This window comes from Pseudomonas serboccidentalis, from assembly GCF_028830055.1.
GTDB lineage: Bacteria > Pseudomonadota > Gammaproteobacteria > Pseudomonadales > Pseudomonadaceae > Aquipseudomonas > Aquipseudomonas serboccidentalis.
On sequence record NZ_CP101655.1, the window covers coordinates 5,380,543 to 5,395,966 of the forward strand.

The 15,424-nt window shown below is 58.4% G+C and carries 16 protein-coding genes and 1 pseudogene; 10 read left to right on the forward strand and 7 right to left on the reverse strand.

All coding sequences use genetic code 11. The annotated features are described in order from the left end of the window. Positions 1-5 precede the first annotated feature (5 nt). The 5 genes from NN484_RS24495 to NN484_RS24515 all read left to right on the forward strand — a co-directional run bounded on the left by NN484_RS24495 (position 6) and on the right by NN484_RS24515 (position 4,275). The gene (locus tag NN484_RS24495; RefSeq protein ID WP_274658125.1) at positions 6-2,210 is read left to right on the forward strand and encodes a type VI secretion system Vgr family protein; all 2,205 of its coding nucleotides are present in this window, start codon (positions 6-8) and stop codon (positions 2,208-2,210) included. Beyond that, the gene (locus NN484_RS24500; RefSeq protein WP_215500024.1) at positions 2,203-2,766 is read left to right on the forward strand and encodes a lysozyme family protein; all 564 of its coding nucleotides are present in this window, start codon (positions 2,203-2,205) and stop codon (positions 2,764-2,766) included. Before NN484_RS24495 ends, NN484_RS24500 begins: the two co-directional genes overlap by 8 nt. After that, a complete protein-coding gene (locus NN484_RS24505) occupies positions 2,763-3,296 on the forward strand; it encodes a hypothetical protein (RefSeq protein WP_215500023.1) in 534 nt (177 codons plus the stop codon). The genes NN484_RS24500 and NN484_RS24505 overlap by 4 nt, the downstream gene beginning before the upstream one ends. Before the next feature lie 220 nt (positions 3,297-3,516). Next, the gene (locus tag NN484_RS24510) at positions 3,517-3,786 is read left to right on the forward strand and encodes a DUF2790 domain-containing protein (RefSeq protein WP_274658126.1); all 270 of its coding nucleotides are present in this window, start codon (positions 3,517-3,519) and stop codon (positions 3,784-3,786) included. Positions 3,787-3,876: 90 nt separating this feature from the next. Beyond that, positions 3,877-4,275, forward strand: a complete 399-nt coding sequence (locus NN484_RS24515; RefSeq protein WP_127647631.1) for a hypothetical protein — start codon at positions 3,877-3,879, stop codon at positions 4,273-4,275. Here NN484_RS24515 and NN484_RS24520 read toward each other — a convergent pair. Then, positions 4,272-4,541, reverse strand: a complete 270-nt coding sequence (locus NN484_RS24520; protein ID WP_007964586.1) for a DUF1652 domain-containing protein — start codon at positions 4,539-4,541, stop codon at positions 4,272-4,274. The genes NN484_RS24515 and NN484_RS24520 overlap by 4 nt on opposite strands. A gap of 370 nt (positions 4,542-4,911) precedes the next feature. On the opposite strand from NN484_RS24520, the gene eco reads away from it, so the two are divergent. Together eco and NN484_RS24530 are read left to right on the forward strand one after the other, a co-directional pair. After that, positions 4,912-5,397 carry a serine protease inhibitor ecotin gene (eco, locus tag NN484_RS24525; RefSeq protein WP_274658127.1) on the forward strand — a complete coding sequence of 162 codons (486 nt, stop codon included), beginning with the start codon at positions 4,912-4,914 and terminating at the stop codon, positions 5,395-5,397. Between the two features lie 21 nt (positions 5,398-5,418). Next, on the forward strand, positions 5,419-5,724 hold the full coding sequence (locus NN484_RS24530; protein ID WP_274658128.1) for an NIPSNAP family protein: 306 nt from the start codon (positions 5,419-5,421) through the stop codon (positions 5,722-5,724). A 30-nt stretch (positions 5,725-5,754) separates the two neighbouring features. Here the strand turns inward: NN484_RS24530 and ilvA are convergent. Further along, positions 5,755-6,750 (reverse strand): annotated as a pseudogene (ilvA, locus tag NN484_RS24535) (threonine ammonia-lyase, biosynthetic); the annotation flags it as partial. Between the two features lie 352 nt (positions 6,751-7,102). On the opposite strand from ilvA, the gene NN484_RS24540 reads away from it, so the two are divergent. Continuing rightward, entirely contained in the window at positions 7,103-7,438 is a 336-nt protein-coding gene (locus tag NN484_RS24540) for a DUF2834 domain-containing protein (protein WP_274658129.1), read from the forward strand. A gap of 122 nt (positions 7,439-7,560) precedes the next feature. Here the strand turns inward: NN484_RS24540 and NN484_RS24545 are convergent, their stop codons facing one another. Both NN484_RS24545 and NN484_RS24550 read right to left on the reverse strand, forming a co-directional pair. Then, a complete protein-coding gene (locus tag NN484_RS24545) occupies positions 7,561-8,484 on the reverse strand; it encodes a magnesium transporter CorA family protein (protein ID WP_274658130.1) in 924 nt (307 codons plus the stop codon). Between the two features lie 7 nt (positions 8,485-8,491). Next, the gene (locus NN484_RS24550; RefSeq protein ID WP_274658131.1) at positions 8,492-10,066 is read right to left on the reverse strand and encodes a RimK family protein; all 1,575 of its coding nucleotides are present in this window, start codon (positions 10,064-10,066) and stop codon (positions 8,492-8,494) included. Between the two features lie 92 nt (positions 10,067-10,158). Here NN484_RS24550 and rimI point away from each other — a divergent pair, with 92 nt between their 5' ends. Next, complete coding sequence (gene rimI / locus NN484_RS24555; protein WP_274658132.1) at positions 10,159-11,253, forward strand: ribosomal protein S18-alanine N-acetyltransferase; 1,095 nt, start codon at positions 10,159-10,161, stop codon at positions 11,251-11,253. A gap of 141 nt (positions 11,254-11,394) precedes the next feature. Here the strand turns inward: rimI and NN484_RS24560 are convergent, their stop codons facing one another. Continuing rightward, complete coding sequence (locus NN484_RS24560) at positions 11,395-12,540, reverse strand: PQQ-dependent sugar dehydrogenase (protein ID WP_274658133.1); 1,146 nt, start codon at positions 12,538-12,540, stop codon at positions 11,395-11,397. Positions 12,541-12,592: 52 nt separating this feature from the next. Continuing rightward, a complete protein-coding gene (locus NN484_RS24565) occupies positions 12,593-12,934 on the reverse strand; it encodes a hypothetical protein (RefSeq protein WP_215500016.1) in 342 nt (113 codons plus the stop codon). Between the two features lie 189 nt (positions 12,935-13,123). Between NN484_RS24565 and ku the strand changes: the two genes are divergently transcribed. Continuing rightward, a complete protein-coding gene (gene ku, locus NN484_RS24570) occupies positions 13,124-13,996 on the forward strand; it encodes a non-homologous end joining protein Ku (protein WP_127647642.1) in 873 nt (290 codons plus the stop codon). Positions 13,997-14,122: 126 nt separating this feature from the next. On the opposite strand, the gene lpxO is transcribed toward ku, so the two are convergent. Next, positions 14,123-15,022, reverse strand: coding sequence for a lipid A hydroxylase LpxO (lpxO, locus tag NN484_RS24575; RefSeq protein ID WP_127647643.1), 900 nt, complete (start codon positions 15,020-15,022; stop codon positions 14,123-14,125). Positions 15,023-15,424 lie beyond the last annotated feature (402 nt).

Consider the following 15,424-nt stretch of genomic DNA (forward strand, 5'->3'; position numbering starts at 1 on the left):
AAGGCATGCTGGACGCCAACGCTACCCACATTACCCTTACGCTCGAAGGCAGCTCCGCCGACCTGCAAGTGCTCAGTTTCACCGGTCGCGAAGCCCTCAACGAGCCTTTCCGTTTCGACCTCGAACTGGTCAGCGCCCGCCCCGACCTCAAACTCGAAGAGCTGCTGCACAAGCCCGGCGTACTGACCTTCGGCGCCACCGGCGAAGGCAAGATCCACGGCCTGGTGTACCGCATCGAGCAAGGCGATTCCGGCAAGACCCTGACCCGTTACAGCATCAGTCTGGTGCCGCAACTGGCCTATCTGCGGCACAACCATGACCAGCAGATTTTCCAGAACCTCACCGTGCCGAAGATCATCGCCCAGGTGCTGGAAGATCGCGGCATTCTGGCTGACGCCTACAGCTTCCAGCTTGGCGCCGAGTACCCGCAGCGCGATTACTGCGTGCAGTACGACGAATCCGACCTGCACTTCATCCAGCGCCTGTGCGAAGAGGAAGGCATCCACTTCCACTTCCAGCACAGCAGCAGCGGCCACAAACTGGTGTTCGGCGACGATCAGACGGTGTTCCGCAAACTCAAGGCCGTGAGCTACCAGCAAGACTCCGGCATGAGCGCCGACAAACCGGTGATCAAGCGTTTCAACCTGCGCCTGGAAACCCGCACCACCCGCGTCAGCCGCCGTGATTACGATTTCGAAAAACCAAAGATCCTGCCCGAGGGCGCGGCCAAATCCGAGTTCGCCCCGGACCTTGAGGACTACGATTACCCCGGCCGCTTCACCACCCGCGAGCGTGGCAAATTCCTCTCGACCCGCGCCCTTGAACGCCATCGCAGCGACTACAAACTCGCCGAAGGCAAAGGTGACGAACCGACCCTGACCAGCGGCCACTTCCTGACCCTGGCCGAACACCCGCGCGCCGAATGGAACGACTTGTGGCTGCTGCTGGAAGTCTTCCACGAAGGCAAACAACCGCAGGTGCTCGGTGAAAACGTCACCAGCGACGTCACCGACAACAAAAGCGATTTCCACCAGGGCTATCGCAACAGCTTCCTCGCCACCCCGTGGGACGCGCACTACCGCCCTGCCCTCGAACACCCGAAACCGAAAGTCCTCGGCAGCCAGACCGCTGTCGTCACTGGCCCGGCGGGTGAAGAAATCCACTGCGACCAATACGGCCGCATCAAAGTCCAGTTCCACTGGGACCGCGACGGCCAAAGCGACGACAAAACCACCTGCTGGCTGCGCGTCGCCAGCGGCTGGGCCGGCGCCGCCTACGGCGGCATCGCCATCCCGCGCATCGGCATGGAAGTGCTCGTCACCTTCCTCGAAGGCGACCCCGACCAGCCACTCGTCACCGGCTGCCTGTACCACAAGGAAAACGTCGTCCCCTACGACCTGCCGGCCAACAAGACCCGCAGCACCTTCAAGACCCTGAGCTCACCGGGCGGAAAGGGCTACAACGAGTTCCGCATCGAAGACAAAAAGGGCGTGGAGCAGATCTATATCCACGCGCAGCGGGATTGGGACGAGAACATCGAGCACGACCAGAAGATCCGCGTGGGGAATGAGCGGCATGACACCGTCGAAGCCAATACGCTGAGCGAGTTCAAGGTTGAAGAGCATCGGATTACGCATCTGGATCGAATCAGCGAGATGCGGGCGGATGATCACCTGACGGTGGGTGTGACGCAGCATGTGAAAGTGGGTACGGCGCAGTTTGTTGAGGCTGGCACCGAGATTCACTATCACGCGGGTGACAAAGTGGTGGTTGAGGGTGGTATGGAGCTGACCGCCAAGGCTGGCGGGAGTTTTGTGAAGGTGGATGCGGGTGGGGTGACCATCAGTGGGGCTGAGGTGAAGGTGAATACGGGTGGTGCGCCTGGGGTGGGGACGGGAATCGGGATTTTGGTACCCCTCATTCCCGTTGCCGCCGCCATAGGCACTGTTGGACAGCTACTGGAACGCAAATTCGTCCCCGAGAACACACCGCATGATTTGGACTTCCTTGTGACCAGCCAAGATACCGGGCTGCCGCTCAAGAACTTCCCTTATATGATCAAGACGTCCTCTGGCAAACAAATTGTCGGACGCACCGACGCAGATGGAAGAACTGCAAAGATTTCAAGTACGGAAGCGGAAACGGCCGTCATTGAAGTTTATGACGATATTCCGCCTATCAACCCGGGATGGGACGATTCAGATGTCTAAAAGCAAACCACTGGCGACGGCTAAAAAACCACTCACACCAAAGGCAGACACCGCTCCTGCAAAAATCGCCGTGGACGATAATCAGCGTCTGAAAGAAATCAGAAAGCTGGTAGTAGCCCACAATCAATCCAAGATCGACACCAACACCATTATTTGCCAGATTTACATGGAGTCGCATTTTGATGCCAAGGCCGGTCTTAACAAGCATTCGGCGCGAGGCCTTATGCAGATGCAAGAGCCGGCTGTAAAACAGGTTTATAAGTACCGAAAGAAAAAAGAACTCGGCCGCTCACCAAGCGACAAGCAGACAGACGAGGCCTTTGCTGCAGGCGCAGCCTTCTACGCCTCGCCATCCATATGGGACGAAGTTGAAAATATCAAGATAGGAACCGAGTACATGCAGTACTGGTTGGAAACTACTAGCTCAATCGAAGAGGCGTACAAAAAGTATCGAGGAAAAACCAACGGGGTTTACTACAAAAAAATAAGCGCGTGCGCAAAAAAACTGGCGGCGAATCCAGATTCAATGCAAATCTTGCGGGATACATTGAAATGAGTAAATTCTGGGTCGTTTTGATTGCCGCTCTTTTATGCCCACCCGTTCTGGCAGATTCGATGAAAACGTTAGTGGATTGTCCGCTTTCAGATGGAACAAGCGCGACCTTGCTTGCCAGCTCAAATGAAGATGGCCAGCAGCTATTCGTAAAAATGGGGGAGCACATCGAAACGGCGTTTACCGACATGCCGGATACCGACTTCGTCGGTGAGGTCGCCTTGGCAAAATGCGCAGGGGCTAGCCTGATTTATGCTCTTAACTACGGTTCTCCCTACTTGAAGGGAGCCGTTATACGCAAGAACCCAACAACTGCGGTACTGGAGCGTATCGATTTCGCCGAAAAAGCCCTGCCAAGCCTGTTGTATCTGAATTCGCAACAAATGCGCCTGGTGATACCAAATGAAGGGTATGAAGATCCTTCGAAGTTCCTCGTCTACGAATACCTTGCAAAGAAAGGGCAACCTGAGGAGCCCAAGGGCGTCAATGCGGTTCCCGGTCGAAAAGGATTCGAGGTGATCAACCTGAAGTAACGGATAGCCAAAGGCATCCATCCGTGCATGTATGGGCCCTGTATCTCGAGAAATCATCCCTCTGCCTGACAGCCGGCGTTCAGCCAGGTTAACCATCGCTTAACGCCGCAGTCCAAGACTGTACTGAACCGCACGCCTTCAGCCCTTTTGGCTGACGCCCAGTGCGGCAGGTTCGGCCGAGTCTCGCCGAACGCTAGAACCGCCACACGGGAGTCCCCTCATGAACATTCGCCCTTTTCTGCTGACCACCGCCCTCGCCTGCACCGCGTTCACCGGATTGGCTCAAGCCAACGACACCACCGCTACATCCAAAGCCGTGCCTTATCAGTACGGCATGCCGCTGCATGTGGCGAAGGTGGTTTCGTTGACCGAGCCGCCCACCCTGGATTGCAAGGTGATCACTGCCGACATGAAGTACATCGACAACAACGGTAAACCCGCGGAAATCAGTTATCGGAAATTGTCTGACACCTGCAGCGAGCAGAACTGACAGAAGGCTCTGATTTGCGGCTTTGCGGTAGGCGCAGGAGGGTTCGCGGGTTATGCTCGGGGCCCGTTCTCACTGCCGCAAGGACTCGCCATGCAGTTGTCGTTTCGCACGTTGTCGATCATCACTTCTTCGTTGTGTTTTGTGTTGGCGCTGGCCTGGGGCTTTTTCCCGGACGTGTTGCTGGCGATCTGGAGCATTGAGTATTCGAGCGCTGCCGGGTTTGTTGCGCGGCGCAGTGCGGTGCTGTTTGCGGCGTTAGGGGTGATGTTCTGTCTGGTGCGCAATGCGCCGCCGTCGCTGGGTCGCAATGCCCTGAGCATCGGGTTTATCGTCGGTTGTTTTGGTTTGGCGGTGCTGGGTTTCGGCGAATGGCTCAACGGCCATGCCGGCCCCGGGATTCTGCTCGCGGTGCTGGTGGAGTTCGCGCTGGGCCTTGGCTTTGTGCAGGCCCGGCGCGTGACGGTCGAACTGGGTGAAACGGTGAGTTAAAGTGCTCTGGAGCGAGGACTGTAATGCTGTGGCGTGGTTTGTTGCGCCAGATCCGAGCGCAGGCCGGCAATCAGTTCATTGATTTCGCGACAGCCATTGAGATGGCTGGCATCGATACCGCTGACGTGCAGATCAACCTGATCAGTCTGGTGGTCGCCGAATACCTTGACGGTCATCGACAGATCTGGCGACAGCGTGCACTGGCAGCGTTTAGGCAGAAAACTGCTTTCAATGATATTGCGTAGTTCCAAGGCAGACAGAAACATGGTGAACCTCTCCTTATTGATGAAACTGCCAATCAACTCTTCACGTTGACCGCTTTTGCTGCCCCTGCACGGGTGTGTCCCCGCTGACTCCCTGGTGCGGCAAACGGTTGTACTGCGAAATGCCCATTGGAGTGTAGGCGCCCGAACGCGGTGCGCTGCACCAAACAGACGCATAAAGCGTGCCTTTCATCGGGTCATTTCGACCCACGTCAAATCAAGCACTTGGCGCGGTGGCCAGTAGTTGGCCAGTTGCAAAATGCAAGATGGACCCGCTTGGGCACTGCAATTTGCAAGTCGACGCCGGTTTGCATTCATCGCTGATGACAGTGAGAATGCCCGTTATCCACCCTACACCCGCCAGGAGGCTTCCATGGGTTCTTTACGCGTTCACGCGACAATCGGTCTGCTCGTTGCCGGCCTCTCCACCCTCGCCCACGCGACCAAGCTCGAAGACGTCGCGCCGTATCCCAAGGCGGATAACGGCTTTGCCCGCCAGGTCATCTACCTGCCCAAACAGGATCAGGAAGAGAATTACAAGGTTGAAGTCCTCGCCGGCAAAACCCTGGAAGTCGACTGTAATCGCCAGCGTCTGGGTGGCGCTCTGGAGGAGAAAAACCTTGAAGGCTGGGGCTACCCGTTCTACCGCCTGGAAAAAGTCATGGGCCCGATGAGCACTCTGATGGCCTGCCCGCCCGGCACCCAGAAGAAGCGCGCCTTTGTCCCGGTCGTCGGTGACGGCTTCCTGTTGCGCTACAACAGCAAGTTGCCGCTGGTGATCTACGCCCCCAATGACGTCGAAGTGCGCTACCGCATCTGGTCGGCGTCGGACAAGGTCGGCACCGCCATCGCGGAATGACCTGAACAGGGAGCGCCAAACGTGATTACCTGCCATGTGCGATACGTGATCGATCCGTACCAACTGACCGAATTCGAGGCCTACGCCAAAGCCTGGCTAGGCATCGTCGAGCGGTTGGGCGGCACCCATCACGGCTATTTCCTGCCCTCCGAGGGCGCGAGCAACATTGCTTATTGCCTGTTCAGTTTTCCTTCGCTGGCCGATTACGAAAGCTACCGGCACATCGCGCTGACCGACCCGGAAAGCACGGCACTGGTGGAATCACTGATGCAGAAGAAATTCATCGTCAGCTACGAGCGCAGTTTCCTGCGCCCACTGCTGCCCTGAACGTTGTCACGCCGGGACGCCGCACACTGCGGCGCGCTCGGCGACATGGCGCAGGCTGTCGAAATTGATGTTGGCACCCGAGTCGATCGCCACGAAGGTCTGCTCGCGAACACCGGTGCGAGCCACGTACTCTTTGATCCCGGCCACCGCCAGTGCGCCGGAAGGTTCGGTGATCGAGCGGGTATCGTCGTAGATGTTCTTGATCGCCGCACAGAGGTCGTCGTTGCTGACGGTGACCACTTCGTCCACACAAAACCGGCACACTTCAAAACCGTAAGCGCCGATTTGCGCCACCGCTACGCCATCGGCGAACGTCCCGACACTGGGCAACACCACTCGCGCATCCGCTTGCAGCGCCGCCTTCAGGCAAGCCGAATGCTCCGATTCGACACCGATGATCCGCACCTCCGGCCGCAGGTATTTGACGTAAGCGGCGATACCGGCAATCAGGCCGCCACCGCCCACCGGAACGAAGATCGCATCCAGCGAACCCTGATGCTGACGCAGGATTTCCATGGCCACCGTTCCCTGGCCGGCGATCACGTCCGGGTCATCGAAAGGCGAGACAAAGGTGCATCCGGTTTGCTCAGCCAATTGCAGCGCATGGGCCAGGGCAAACGGAAAACTCTCGCCATGCAGCAGCGCCTCGGCGCCCCGACTTCGCACCCCAAGCACCTTGAGCTCGGGTGTGGTCGAGGGCATGACGATGGTCGCGGTGATCCCCAGTTCCCGCGCCGCCAGTGCCACGCCCTGGGCATGATTGCCCGCCGAGGCGGTGATCACCCCGCGTGCTTTTTGCGCATCGCTCAATTGAACCAGCTTGTTGTAAGCGCCACGGATCTTGAAGGAGAACGTCGGTTGCAGGTCTTCGCGCTTGAGCAGGATCCGGTTGCCCAGCGCCTCGGACAGCGCCGGCGCCGCCTGCAACGGCGTACGCACGGCAATGTCGTAGACCGGCGCGGCCAGGATCTTTTTCACGTACTGCTCAAGCAGGGCTTGCTGGTCGGGGCTGTATTTCATCGTCATCTCCGGTCGATCTGTGTAGGAGCTGCCGAAGGCTGCGATCTTTTGACTTTGTTTTGCTCAAATCAAAAAGCAAGATCAAAAGATCGCAGCCTTCGGCAGCTCCTACAGCGGGCCATCGTTGTTAAAACCCCGGAGACAGAAAGTAAAAACCCGCCTCTAGGGCGGGTTGGGTGCTGCAGTCGTGAGCTAGCCCGCCAAATGAGGAATGGCGGTAATAATGCTTGGCTGGCAGCGCAATACGGTGGAAGTCATGGGCCTGAAATTAGCCCGACGGCGGTGGGCGCGTCAATGGCTTATTTGGCGCTGGCGCTATAGGCTGGCGATTCTGCTCATCACCCCAAGGAAGGAATGCATGATGTCTGTCGCCCTGCCCCTCACTGCGCTGATTGCGTTTACCGGCTACACCGTTTCGGTGATGCTCCAGGCCGAACAGTCGCTGATCGACTTCGGTATCAGCCTGATGTCACGTCCGGATACGGCGCAGGTAGTGATTGATCTGTATCTGCTGGCGACACTGGCCGGGGTGTGGATGGTCAAGGATGCGCGGTCGCGGGGAATGTCGATCTGGGCGGTGGTGCCGTATCTGTTGCTGACGGCTGTATTTGTGTCGGTTGGGCCGTTGTTGTATCTGGTGGTGCGTGGGGTTCGGGAGCGCAAGAAAATGGCGGCAGCAGACCCGGTGAGCTGATCCGGATCTTCGGGTGTAGCTGAAACTGCTATCGCGAGCAGGCTCACGCCTACATTTTGGAAATGCGTTCCTCTGTAGGAGTGAGCCTGCTCGCGATGGCGCCGGTACAGTCACCACTGTTATCACTTGGCCAACCGCCGCAGCCCGAACAACATCCCCCCCGCCCCCAACAACATCACCAGCAGAAACACCGGGTACGAAATCCACCACGGCGTGCCCGCCGTCATCATGCTGAACTCCGACATCCCGCCAATGCTGGCGATCAGGTTTAACGGCAGAAACACCACGTTGATCAACGTCAGTTTGCGCAGCAGGTTGTTCATGCTGTTATTCATCAGGTTGCCGCGCGCATCGATCAGCCCGGAAAACACCGTGGAGTAGATTTCCGCCTGTTTGTAGCACTGGTTATTTTCGATGATCAGGTCGTCGATCAGCCCGATCGCCTCGCTGCCAAAATGTTGCTTTTCCGCATGATTGCGCAGCCGCGTCAGCACCGCGCCATTGCTGTGCAGGGCATTGATGTAATAGATCAGGCTTTCGCTGAGATTGAACATCTGTACCAGATGCTGGTTCTGCATCGAGGCGTTGAATTTCTGTTGAAGCTCACGGGCCACCAGTTTGATCACCTTCAGGTGGCCGAGATAGTGGTGGATGTTGTTGAACAGCAAATCGAGCAACACATCCAGCGGCGCGTTGAGCGGCTGGCGCGTGCCGATGCCGTGCAGCGGCGTGTCGTCGGTGGCGATCACCAGCAGTTGACCGGGCGAAAACAGCAAACCGCAGGACGACACTTCGAACGCCAGGCTGCCACCGCCGGAATAGTTTTCCGGGCGCTTCCAGATCAGGAACAAGTGATCGGGGTGAAACTCGATTCGCGAGACTTCGTCCGGGTCCAGCGCCGAGGCCAGCGCGTGTTCGTCAACCTTGTAGTGGCTGTGGAGCAAGTCGCGCTCGGCAGCATCCGGGTTACTGAACAGCATCACCTCGGCGTCCAGCCGCTCGACCCGCTGCAACGCGCCATGACTCAATGCGAAACTGCTGATCATCGGCGCGTCACCAGGCCTGGCCGCGACGTTTGAGCTCCAATCGTCGCACGAACTCTTCCAGCACCAGTGAATACAGATCGTCCTGCAAATAGGCATCTTCGATGCCAGCGTCAAGGTTCGGGTTGTCGTTGACCTCGATCACCACCACTTTGTCGCCGGCCTGTTTCAAGTCCACGCCGTAGAGGCCGTCGCCAATCAGGTTGGCGGTCTTCACCGCCAGTTCCACCACCGCACGCGGCGCCTCGTGGACCGCAAGGGTGCGGCACTCGCCGTTGATGTCCTGGCCCTTGGCTTTGTGGTTGTAGATTTGCCAGTGGCCCTTGGACATGAAGTACTGGCAGGCAAAGATCGGTTTGCGGTTGAGCACGCCGATGCGCCAGTCGTACTCGGTGTAGAAAAACTCTTGAGCCAGCAGCAACACCGAGTGTTCGAACAGTTCGGCGGTGGCTTCAAGCAGCGCCTGCTGGCTTTCGACCTTGATCACCCCACGGGAAAAGCAGCCGTCGGGGATCTTCAGCACCAGCGGAAACCCCAGGCGCTCGCCGACCCGTTCGAAGTCTTCCGGTCGTTCCTTGTAGAGAATTTCAGTGGCCGGCATGCCCAGTTGATGGCTGTTGAGCAGGTCGGTCAGATAAACCTTGTTGGTGCAGCGCAGGATCGACGTCGGGTCGTCCATCACCACCAGTCCTTCGCTTTCAGCCTTCTTGGCGAAGCGATAGGTGTGGTTGTCGACGCTGGTGGTCTCGCGGATCAACAAGCCGTCGTACTCGGCGAGCCGCGCATAGTCCTTGCGCTCGATCAGCTCGACATCGATGCCCATGCGCTTGCCGACCCGAACGAAGTTTTCGAGTGCCTTGGCGTTTGAAGGCGGCAAGGCCTCCTGCGGATCGTGCAGGATCGCCAGGTCATAACGCGCCACTTGCGGCGAGCGCGGCATCCGCCAGACTTTACGGCTGAAACCGTCCAGTGCATTGGCGAACTGATCTTCCTGATCGTCACGCAACTTGTGCAGCGCGCCGGACTTTATGCCTTCGATGTGCCAACCGTTAGTTCGACGGAACTCAACTAACAGAATCGGACACGGAAACACTTCAAACAACTGTCGAGCCAAGTCCTGCAGCGGTTCGATATGCGTCTTGCCGAAGTAAAGTGTCAGGGTGAACCCTTCGGTATCGCTGTAGAGATGATGACTGAGGGCCTTTTCCAGGGTTTTATCCAGGTCATCGAGGGCCAGCCCGTACAGTGATTTTTTTGTCAGTTCGCTGATGGTGCGCACCGATGGAATTACCTTGTGCCCACGGGCTTCGGCCAGCAGCGAGCAGTAGTAGCCGTGCCCCAGGTACTTGTAGCTGCGGCACAGGTTGATCACCTGCACACGCTTGCCCGGCTCGCTGTCGCGGGTTTGCTCAAGGTACTCCTGAGCAGTGACGATGTCCTCGCTGGGAAAATACGAGGCCCAGTCTTCCTTGCGTTCGACGATGATCAACACTTGACTGGAAGTTCTAATGGCTGGATTTAAATAAGTTGCCGCCGGCAAACTTTGCTCGGATACTTCGCGCCAATGACCCTGTACCGCTGACATAGAGATTGATCCGTTGGAGAACAAGACCATTTCTATTAAGCACGAAGTTTTTCGAAAGTCCCGTTTCGTTACGCAACTTTTACGGTGGTCATATGAATGCTGTTTTTCGTTTGGCGGTAGTTGAAGATCTGCCGGCGCTGCTGGCCCTGGAAATGCAATGTTTCACCACCGACCGGCTGACCAGCCGCAGCTTTCAATGGATGATCACCCGCGCCCATGCGCAGTTGCTGGTGGCCGAACAGGAGGGGCAATTGCTCGGCTACGCACTGGTGCTGTTTCATCGCGGCACCTCGTTGGCGCGGCTGTATTCCATCGCCATTGCGGGTGAAGCGCGCGGCTTGGGTTTGGGTAAACAATTGCTGCAACGCATCGAGGCCTGCGCGGTTGAGCACGATTGTGCCTACCTGCGCCTGGAAGTGCGCACCGACAATCCCACCGCGATTGCCCTGTACGAGCGCAACGGCTATCGGCGCTTTGCGTTGATTCACGATTACTACGAAGACCACGCCGACGCGCTGCGCCTGGAAAAGCGCATCGTTCAGCACCGTGATTCACGCAGCATCAAGGTGCCCTACTACCCGCAAACCACCGATTTCACTTGCGGCCCGGCGTGCCTGTTGATGGCCATGGGCGCGTTGCAGCCCGGGCGTTTGCTCGAACGGCGTGAGGAATTGCAGCTCTGGCGAGAAGCGACCACGGTGTTCATGACCTCCGGTCATGGAGGCTGCAGCCCCCAGGGCTTGGCACTGGCCGCATGGCGCCGGGGCTTTCGCGTGCGTCTGCAACTGAGCATGGCCGGACCGTTGTTTCTAGATGGCGTGCGCGATGAGCATAAAAAAGATGTCATGCGCCTGGTGCACGATGAATTCACCGCCCAACTGCAGGAGACCGACATCGAACGAATGATCGGCACCCATCTGGATCTGCCGCGGCTGTTGCAGGCAGGCGGCCAGCCTCTGGTGCTGATCAGCAGCTATCGCCTGACCCGCTCCAAGTCACCGCACTGGGTGATGGTCACCGATTGCGACGAGGATTTTGTGTACCTGCACGATCCCGACGTCGATCACAGCCAGCATCGCCAGCCCATGGACTGCCAGCATGTGCCGGTCAGCCATGGGGAGTTTGAGAAGATGAGTCGGTTTGGCCGAGGGAAATTAAGGGCGGCGGTGGTTTTGTCACCGCGATAAGTCTTGGTGCCCAGATACCTGTGGCGAGGGGGCAAGCCCCCGCTGGGCAACAGAGCGTCCCCTGTTTCTACCACGCCTGCTTCGCAGGCGAACGGGGGCAAGCCCCCTCACCACAGAATTATCCGCCTGCCAGGACGCAAGTTATTTCAGGCCTACCTTGTACAACGAACCATCCTCCTCATCCGTCAGCACATACAGATAACCATCCGGCCCCTGCCGCACATCACGAATCCGCCGTTTCAGCTCCCCCAGCAAACGCTCTTCGTGCACCACCTTGTCCCCGTCAAACTGCAACCGGATCAGCTCCTGACTGACCAGCGCACCGATGAACAGGTTCTGCTGCCACGGTTTGAAGCGTTCAGCGTCGTAGAACGCCATTCCGGTAATGCCGGGCGATTTCTCCCACACATGGTGCGGATCAACGGCGCCCTCGACGCTCTTGCCCTTGGCTTCCGGGATCGGCTGCAGGGAATAGTTGATGCCGTGGGTCGCCAGCGGCCAGCCGTAGTTCTTGCCGCGCTCGATGATGTTCACCTCATCGCCGCCGCGTGGGCCGTGTTCGTTTTCCCAGAGTGTGCCGTTCCACGGATTGAGCGCCGCGCCTTGCGGGTTACGATGGCCGTAGGACCAGATTTCCGGACGCACGCCGGACTGGCCCACGAACGGGTTGTCATCCGGCACCTTGCCATCGGGGAAGATCCGCACGACCTTGCCTTGCAGTTTGTCGAGGTCCTGCGCGGTCGGCCGGTCGTTGTTTTCGCCGAGGGTGATGAACAGATAGCCATCGCGGTCGAACACCAGCCGGGAGCCGAAGTGATTGCCGGTCGAAAGTTTCGGCTCCTGGCGGAAGATCACCTTGAAGTCTTTCAAGGTCCGCAGGTCATCCGATAGCCGCCCACGCCCCACCGCCGTTCCGGCCTTGTCTCCGGCACCACCGCCCTCGGCGAACGACAGGTAGACCAGACGATCCTGTTTGAAGTCCGGTGACAGCACCACGTCGAGCAAACCACCCTGGCCCTTGGCCCAGACTTTCGGCACGCCACTGATGGGTTCCGAGCGCTTGCCGTCGGCGCCTATCACCCGCAGGTTGCCCGGACGCTCGGTCACCAGCATGCCTTGGCGGTCCGGCAGAAATGCCAGCGCCCACGGGTGCTTGAGGCCTTGGGTAATCGTCGTGACTTCAAGGGTGCCCTGCTCGCTTTGCAGCTCTTTGGGGGCGGCGGCGAACGCTGGAGCGCTGATGAGCGCCCCGACGCACAGCGTGGCTAGTAGGGTTTTACGCAACATGCACGATTCCTTTTGTTCGTTTGAAAGGCTGACAGGCACTCAGGCCCGACGCTCAACGGTTGCTGTCTCCCTCTCGCGGAGGTGGGTTGGGAATGAATTTCGTCGGTGTACTCGGCACCGAACGCTGCTGCTGACCATTGCCGATGCCGCCGTTGCCGACTGTGGGTGAACTGGGCACAGGCACGGTGTTGGGCCCGCGAATCGCCGGCGCACTGGGTTGCGTACCCTGCATGCTGTTGGGATTGGCCCGGCGGATCGGGCTGTTGTAGGGATTGTTCTGGTTGCCAGTGGGACTTTGAGCCAGCAACCCCGACATGGACGGTGCCAGGACATCGGCATGCGCCAGACCGGTCCCAAGGAGCAGAACGATGATGCCTAGCGGAATTCGGTTCATGGGGCGGCCTCTCGATGCACAGGGGATAGAGCCTTCGAGTCCACGCTACGCCGCTGGTTCGGATTTGTTAACCCGCGGGCGTTAAACAACATGTAACACGACTTGACCAGATCCCTTGAGGCCCGCGCAATCAGCGGAAACTTTCGCCCAGCGCCGCAGGTCACCTGATCATCACTCGGAGAACTGACCATGGCTCGGGCAATCTGGAAAGGCGCGATCAGCTTCGGACTGGTACACATCCCCGTCGCGCTGGTGTCGGCAACGTCCTCGCACGGTGTGGACTTTGACTGGCTGGACAGCCGCAGCATGGACCCGGTGGGCTATAAACGGGTGAACAAGGTGACCGGCAAGGAAGTCACCAAGGAGCACATCGTCAAAGGCGTGGCTTATGAAAAGGGGCGCTACGTGGTACTCAGCGAAGAGGAAATCCGTTCGGCGCACCCGGTGTCGACTCAGACCATCGACATCTTTTCGTTCGTCGATGCCGAGCAGATCCCGTTGCAGAACATCGACACGCCCTACTACCTCGCCCCGGACAAACGCGGTGGCAAGGTCTACGCACTGCTGCGTGAAACCCTGAGCAAAACCAACAAGGTCGCCCTCGCCCGCGTCGTTCTGCACACCCGGCAATATCTGGCGGCGCTGATGCCGCTGGAATCGGCCCTGGTGCTGGTCAAACTGCGCTGGCCGCAGGAGGTGCGGGGGCTGGATGAGCTGGAGCTGGGCAGCGAGGTGACCAAGCCCGAACTGGCCAAGGGCGAACTGGATATGGCCAAGCGCCTGGTGCAGGACATGAGCGGCGACTGGAGTCCCGAAGATTACAAGGATGAATTTGAGGACAAGATCATGGCCCTGGTCGAGAAAAAGGCCCATGAAGGCAAGATCGAGGATGTCGAGACCGTGGGTGGCGAGGAGGAACGCAAAACCGCGGATGTCATCGATCTGACCGAGCTGCTCAAGCGCAGTCTGGGTGGCAAGACGACGGCCAGGCCCAAGGCGAAAGCCAAACCTGCCAGCAAGGCGACGCCGGCGAGAAAGACCAAAAAGGCTTCCGGGGAATAATCAGATCGGGTTTTCGTCAGGGAGCTGACAGGTTGGCTCTGAGAGACTGATTACCAGCAGGCTGACACTCACAATCCTGTCTGTTGAACACAGAACCTTGTGTGAGCCAGCCTGCAGGCAATGACGTCAGATCAAAATGAAGATCGCCAGCAGACCGCCGAAGATCGCCCATTTTTCCATGTAGTAACGCGTGCGGTTGCGTTTTTTCAGCTCTTTGCCACGCAGACGGACTTTGTAGATTTTGGTAAACAGGCGGTTGATCCCGCCGGTGCGGTCGCCCGCATCGTTCGGTGCACCGGCCGCCGACATCACAGTGCGGCTGAACCAGGCGTTGAACGCCGCCGCCCAACGGTATTTCATCGGGCGCTCGATGTCGCAGAACAGAATGATGCGGTTTTTGTCAGTGGTGTTTTCGGCGTAGTGGATGTAGGTCTCATCGAACATGACGGCCTCACCGTCGCGCCAGTGATAGCTTTCACCGTCGACGTTGATGTAGCAACCCGCATCGTTCGGCGTGTCCAGGCCCAGGTGGTAGCGATAGGAGCCGGCATAGGGATCACGGTGACGGACCAGTTTCGAACCCGGTGGCAGCTCGGCGAACATCGCAGCCTTGATCGAGCCGATGCTCTGTACCAGTTCGGTGGTGCGCGGGCACAGCTTCATCGCCGACGGATGACTCTCGCCGTACCACTTGAGGTAGAAACGCTTCCAGCCACTTTTGAAGAACGAGTTGAAACCGACGTCATCGTATTGATTCGAGCGCTTGATCTCACCGGCGCGCAGCAGGTTCTGCCCTTCCTGGCGGATTTCTTCCCAGTGCGCCTGCAATGGACTCAGGTCCGGAAATTCGGAAGGATCGAGATACGGCTTGTTCGGCTTCTTCGAGAACAGATACAGGAAGCAGTTGATCGGAGCGAGAAACGTCGAGTGATCGCTCAGTTGACGGCCCAGTTTGTGACGCACACGGCCACGCAGGTGAACGTATGCAATGGAAATGACATAAATAGCGGCAATGATGAGTTTCACGGAAATCGTCACACGTCAAAAGTGAACAAACTGCGCGCCTGCCGGCCGTTGGCCCAGGGTCTGATGCAGTGGCATGAATACAAATACTATCCCGGTGGCACTTCCTTGAGCCCATGCCGTTAGCGGCTATTGGGTAATCGGATGGCATTTTAGCCATACTTTGTAACGAAGGGTGAACCTCATCTGTGAAAAACTGTCCGCGGAATCTGCCAAACGGCAGGCGCGGCAGTGCGCAGGTGCAGGCTCATGGCTGCAACAGGGGCGCTGAAGGAAACGAAGAAACAGAGAAATCAGGGAAGCGCTGCCGTGTTTACGGCTGAGCGTGCATGCGCACGACACTTGCGTACCGAGCGAATTGGAGTCCGCGCACAACTGGATGGTGCGCCGAAGCAAAGACGTGCG

Bases quoted from the DNA above. Each gene is read 5' to 3' on its own strand.
- NN484_RS24565 (WP_215500016.1), bottom strand. From the start codon at position 12,934: ATGAACCGAATTCCGCTAGGCATCATCGTTCTGCTCCTTGGGACCGGT.
- rimI (WP_274658132.1), top strand. From the start codon at position 10,159: ATGAATGCTGTTTTTCGTTTGGCGGTAGTTGAAGATCTGCCGGCGCTG.
- ku (WP_127647642.1), top strand. From the start codon at position 13,124: ATGGCTCGGGCAATCTGGAAAGGCGCGATCAGCTTCGGACTGGTACAC.
- NN484_RS24520 (WP_007964586.1), bottom strand. From the start codon at position 4,541: ATGTTTCTGTCTGCCTTGGAACTACGCAATATCATTGAAAGCAGTTTT.
- NN484_RS24495 (WP_274658125.1), top strand. From the start codon at position 6: ATGCTGGACGCCAACGCTACCCACATTACCCTTACGCTCGAAGGCAGC.
- NN484_RS24515 (WP_127647631.1), top strand. From the start codon at position 3,877: ATGCAGTTGTCGTTTCGCACGTTGTCGATCATCACTTCTTCGTTGTGT.
- NN484_RS24560 (WP_274658133.1), bottom strand. From the start codon at position 12,540: ATGTTGCGTAAAACCCTACTAGCCACGCTGTGCGTCGGGGCGCTCATC.
- NN484_RS24540 (WP_274658129.1), top strand. From the start codon at position 7,103: ATGATGTCTGTCGCCCTGCCCCTCACTGCGCTGATTGCGTTTACCGGC.
- NN484_RS24505 (WP_215500023.1), top strand. From the start codon at position 2,763: ATGAGTAAATTCTGGGTCGTTTTGATTGCCGCTCTTTTATGCCCACCC.
- NN484_RS24500 (WP_215500024.1), top strand. From the start codon at position 2,203: ATGTCTAAAAGCAAACCACTGGCGACGGCTAAAAAACCACTCACACCA.
- NN484_RS24550 (WP_274658131.1), bottom strand. From the start codon at position 10,066: ATGTCAGCGGTACAGGGTCATTGGCGCGAAGTATCCGAGCAAAGTTTG.
- NN484_RS24510 (WP_274658126.1), top strand. From the start codon at position 3,517: ATGAACATTCGCCCTTTTCTGCTGACCACCGCCCTCGCCTGCACCGCG.
- eco (WP_274658127.1), top strand. From the start codon at position 4,912: ATGGGTTCTTTACGCGTTCACGCGACAATCGGTCTGCTCGTTGCCGGC.
- NN484_RS24545 (WP_274658130.1), bottom strand. From the start codon at position 8,484: ATGATCAGCAGTTTCGCATTGAGTCATGGCGCGTTGCAGCGGGTCGAG.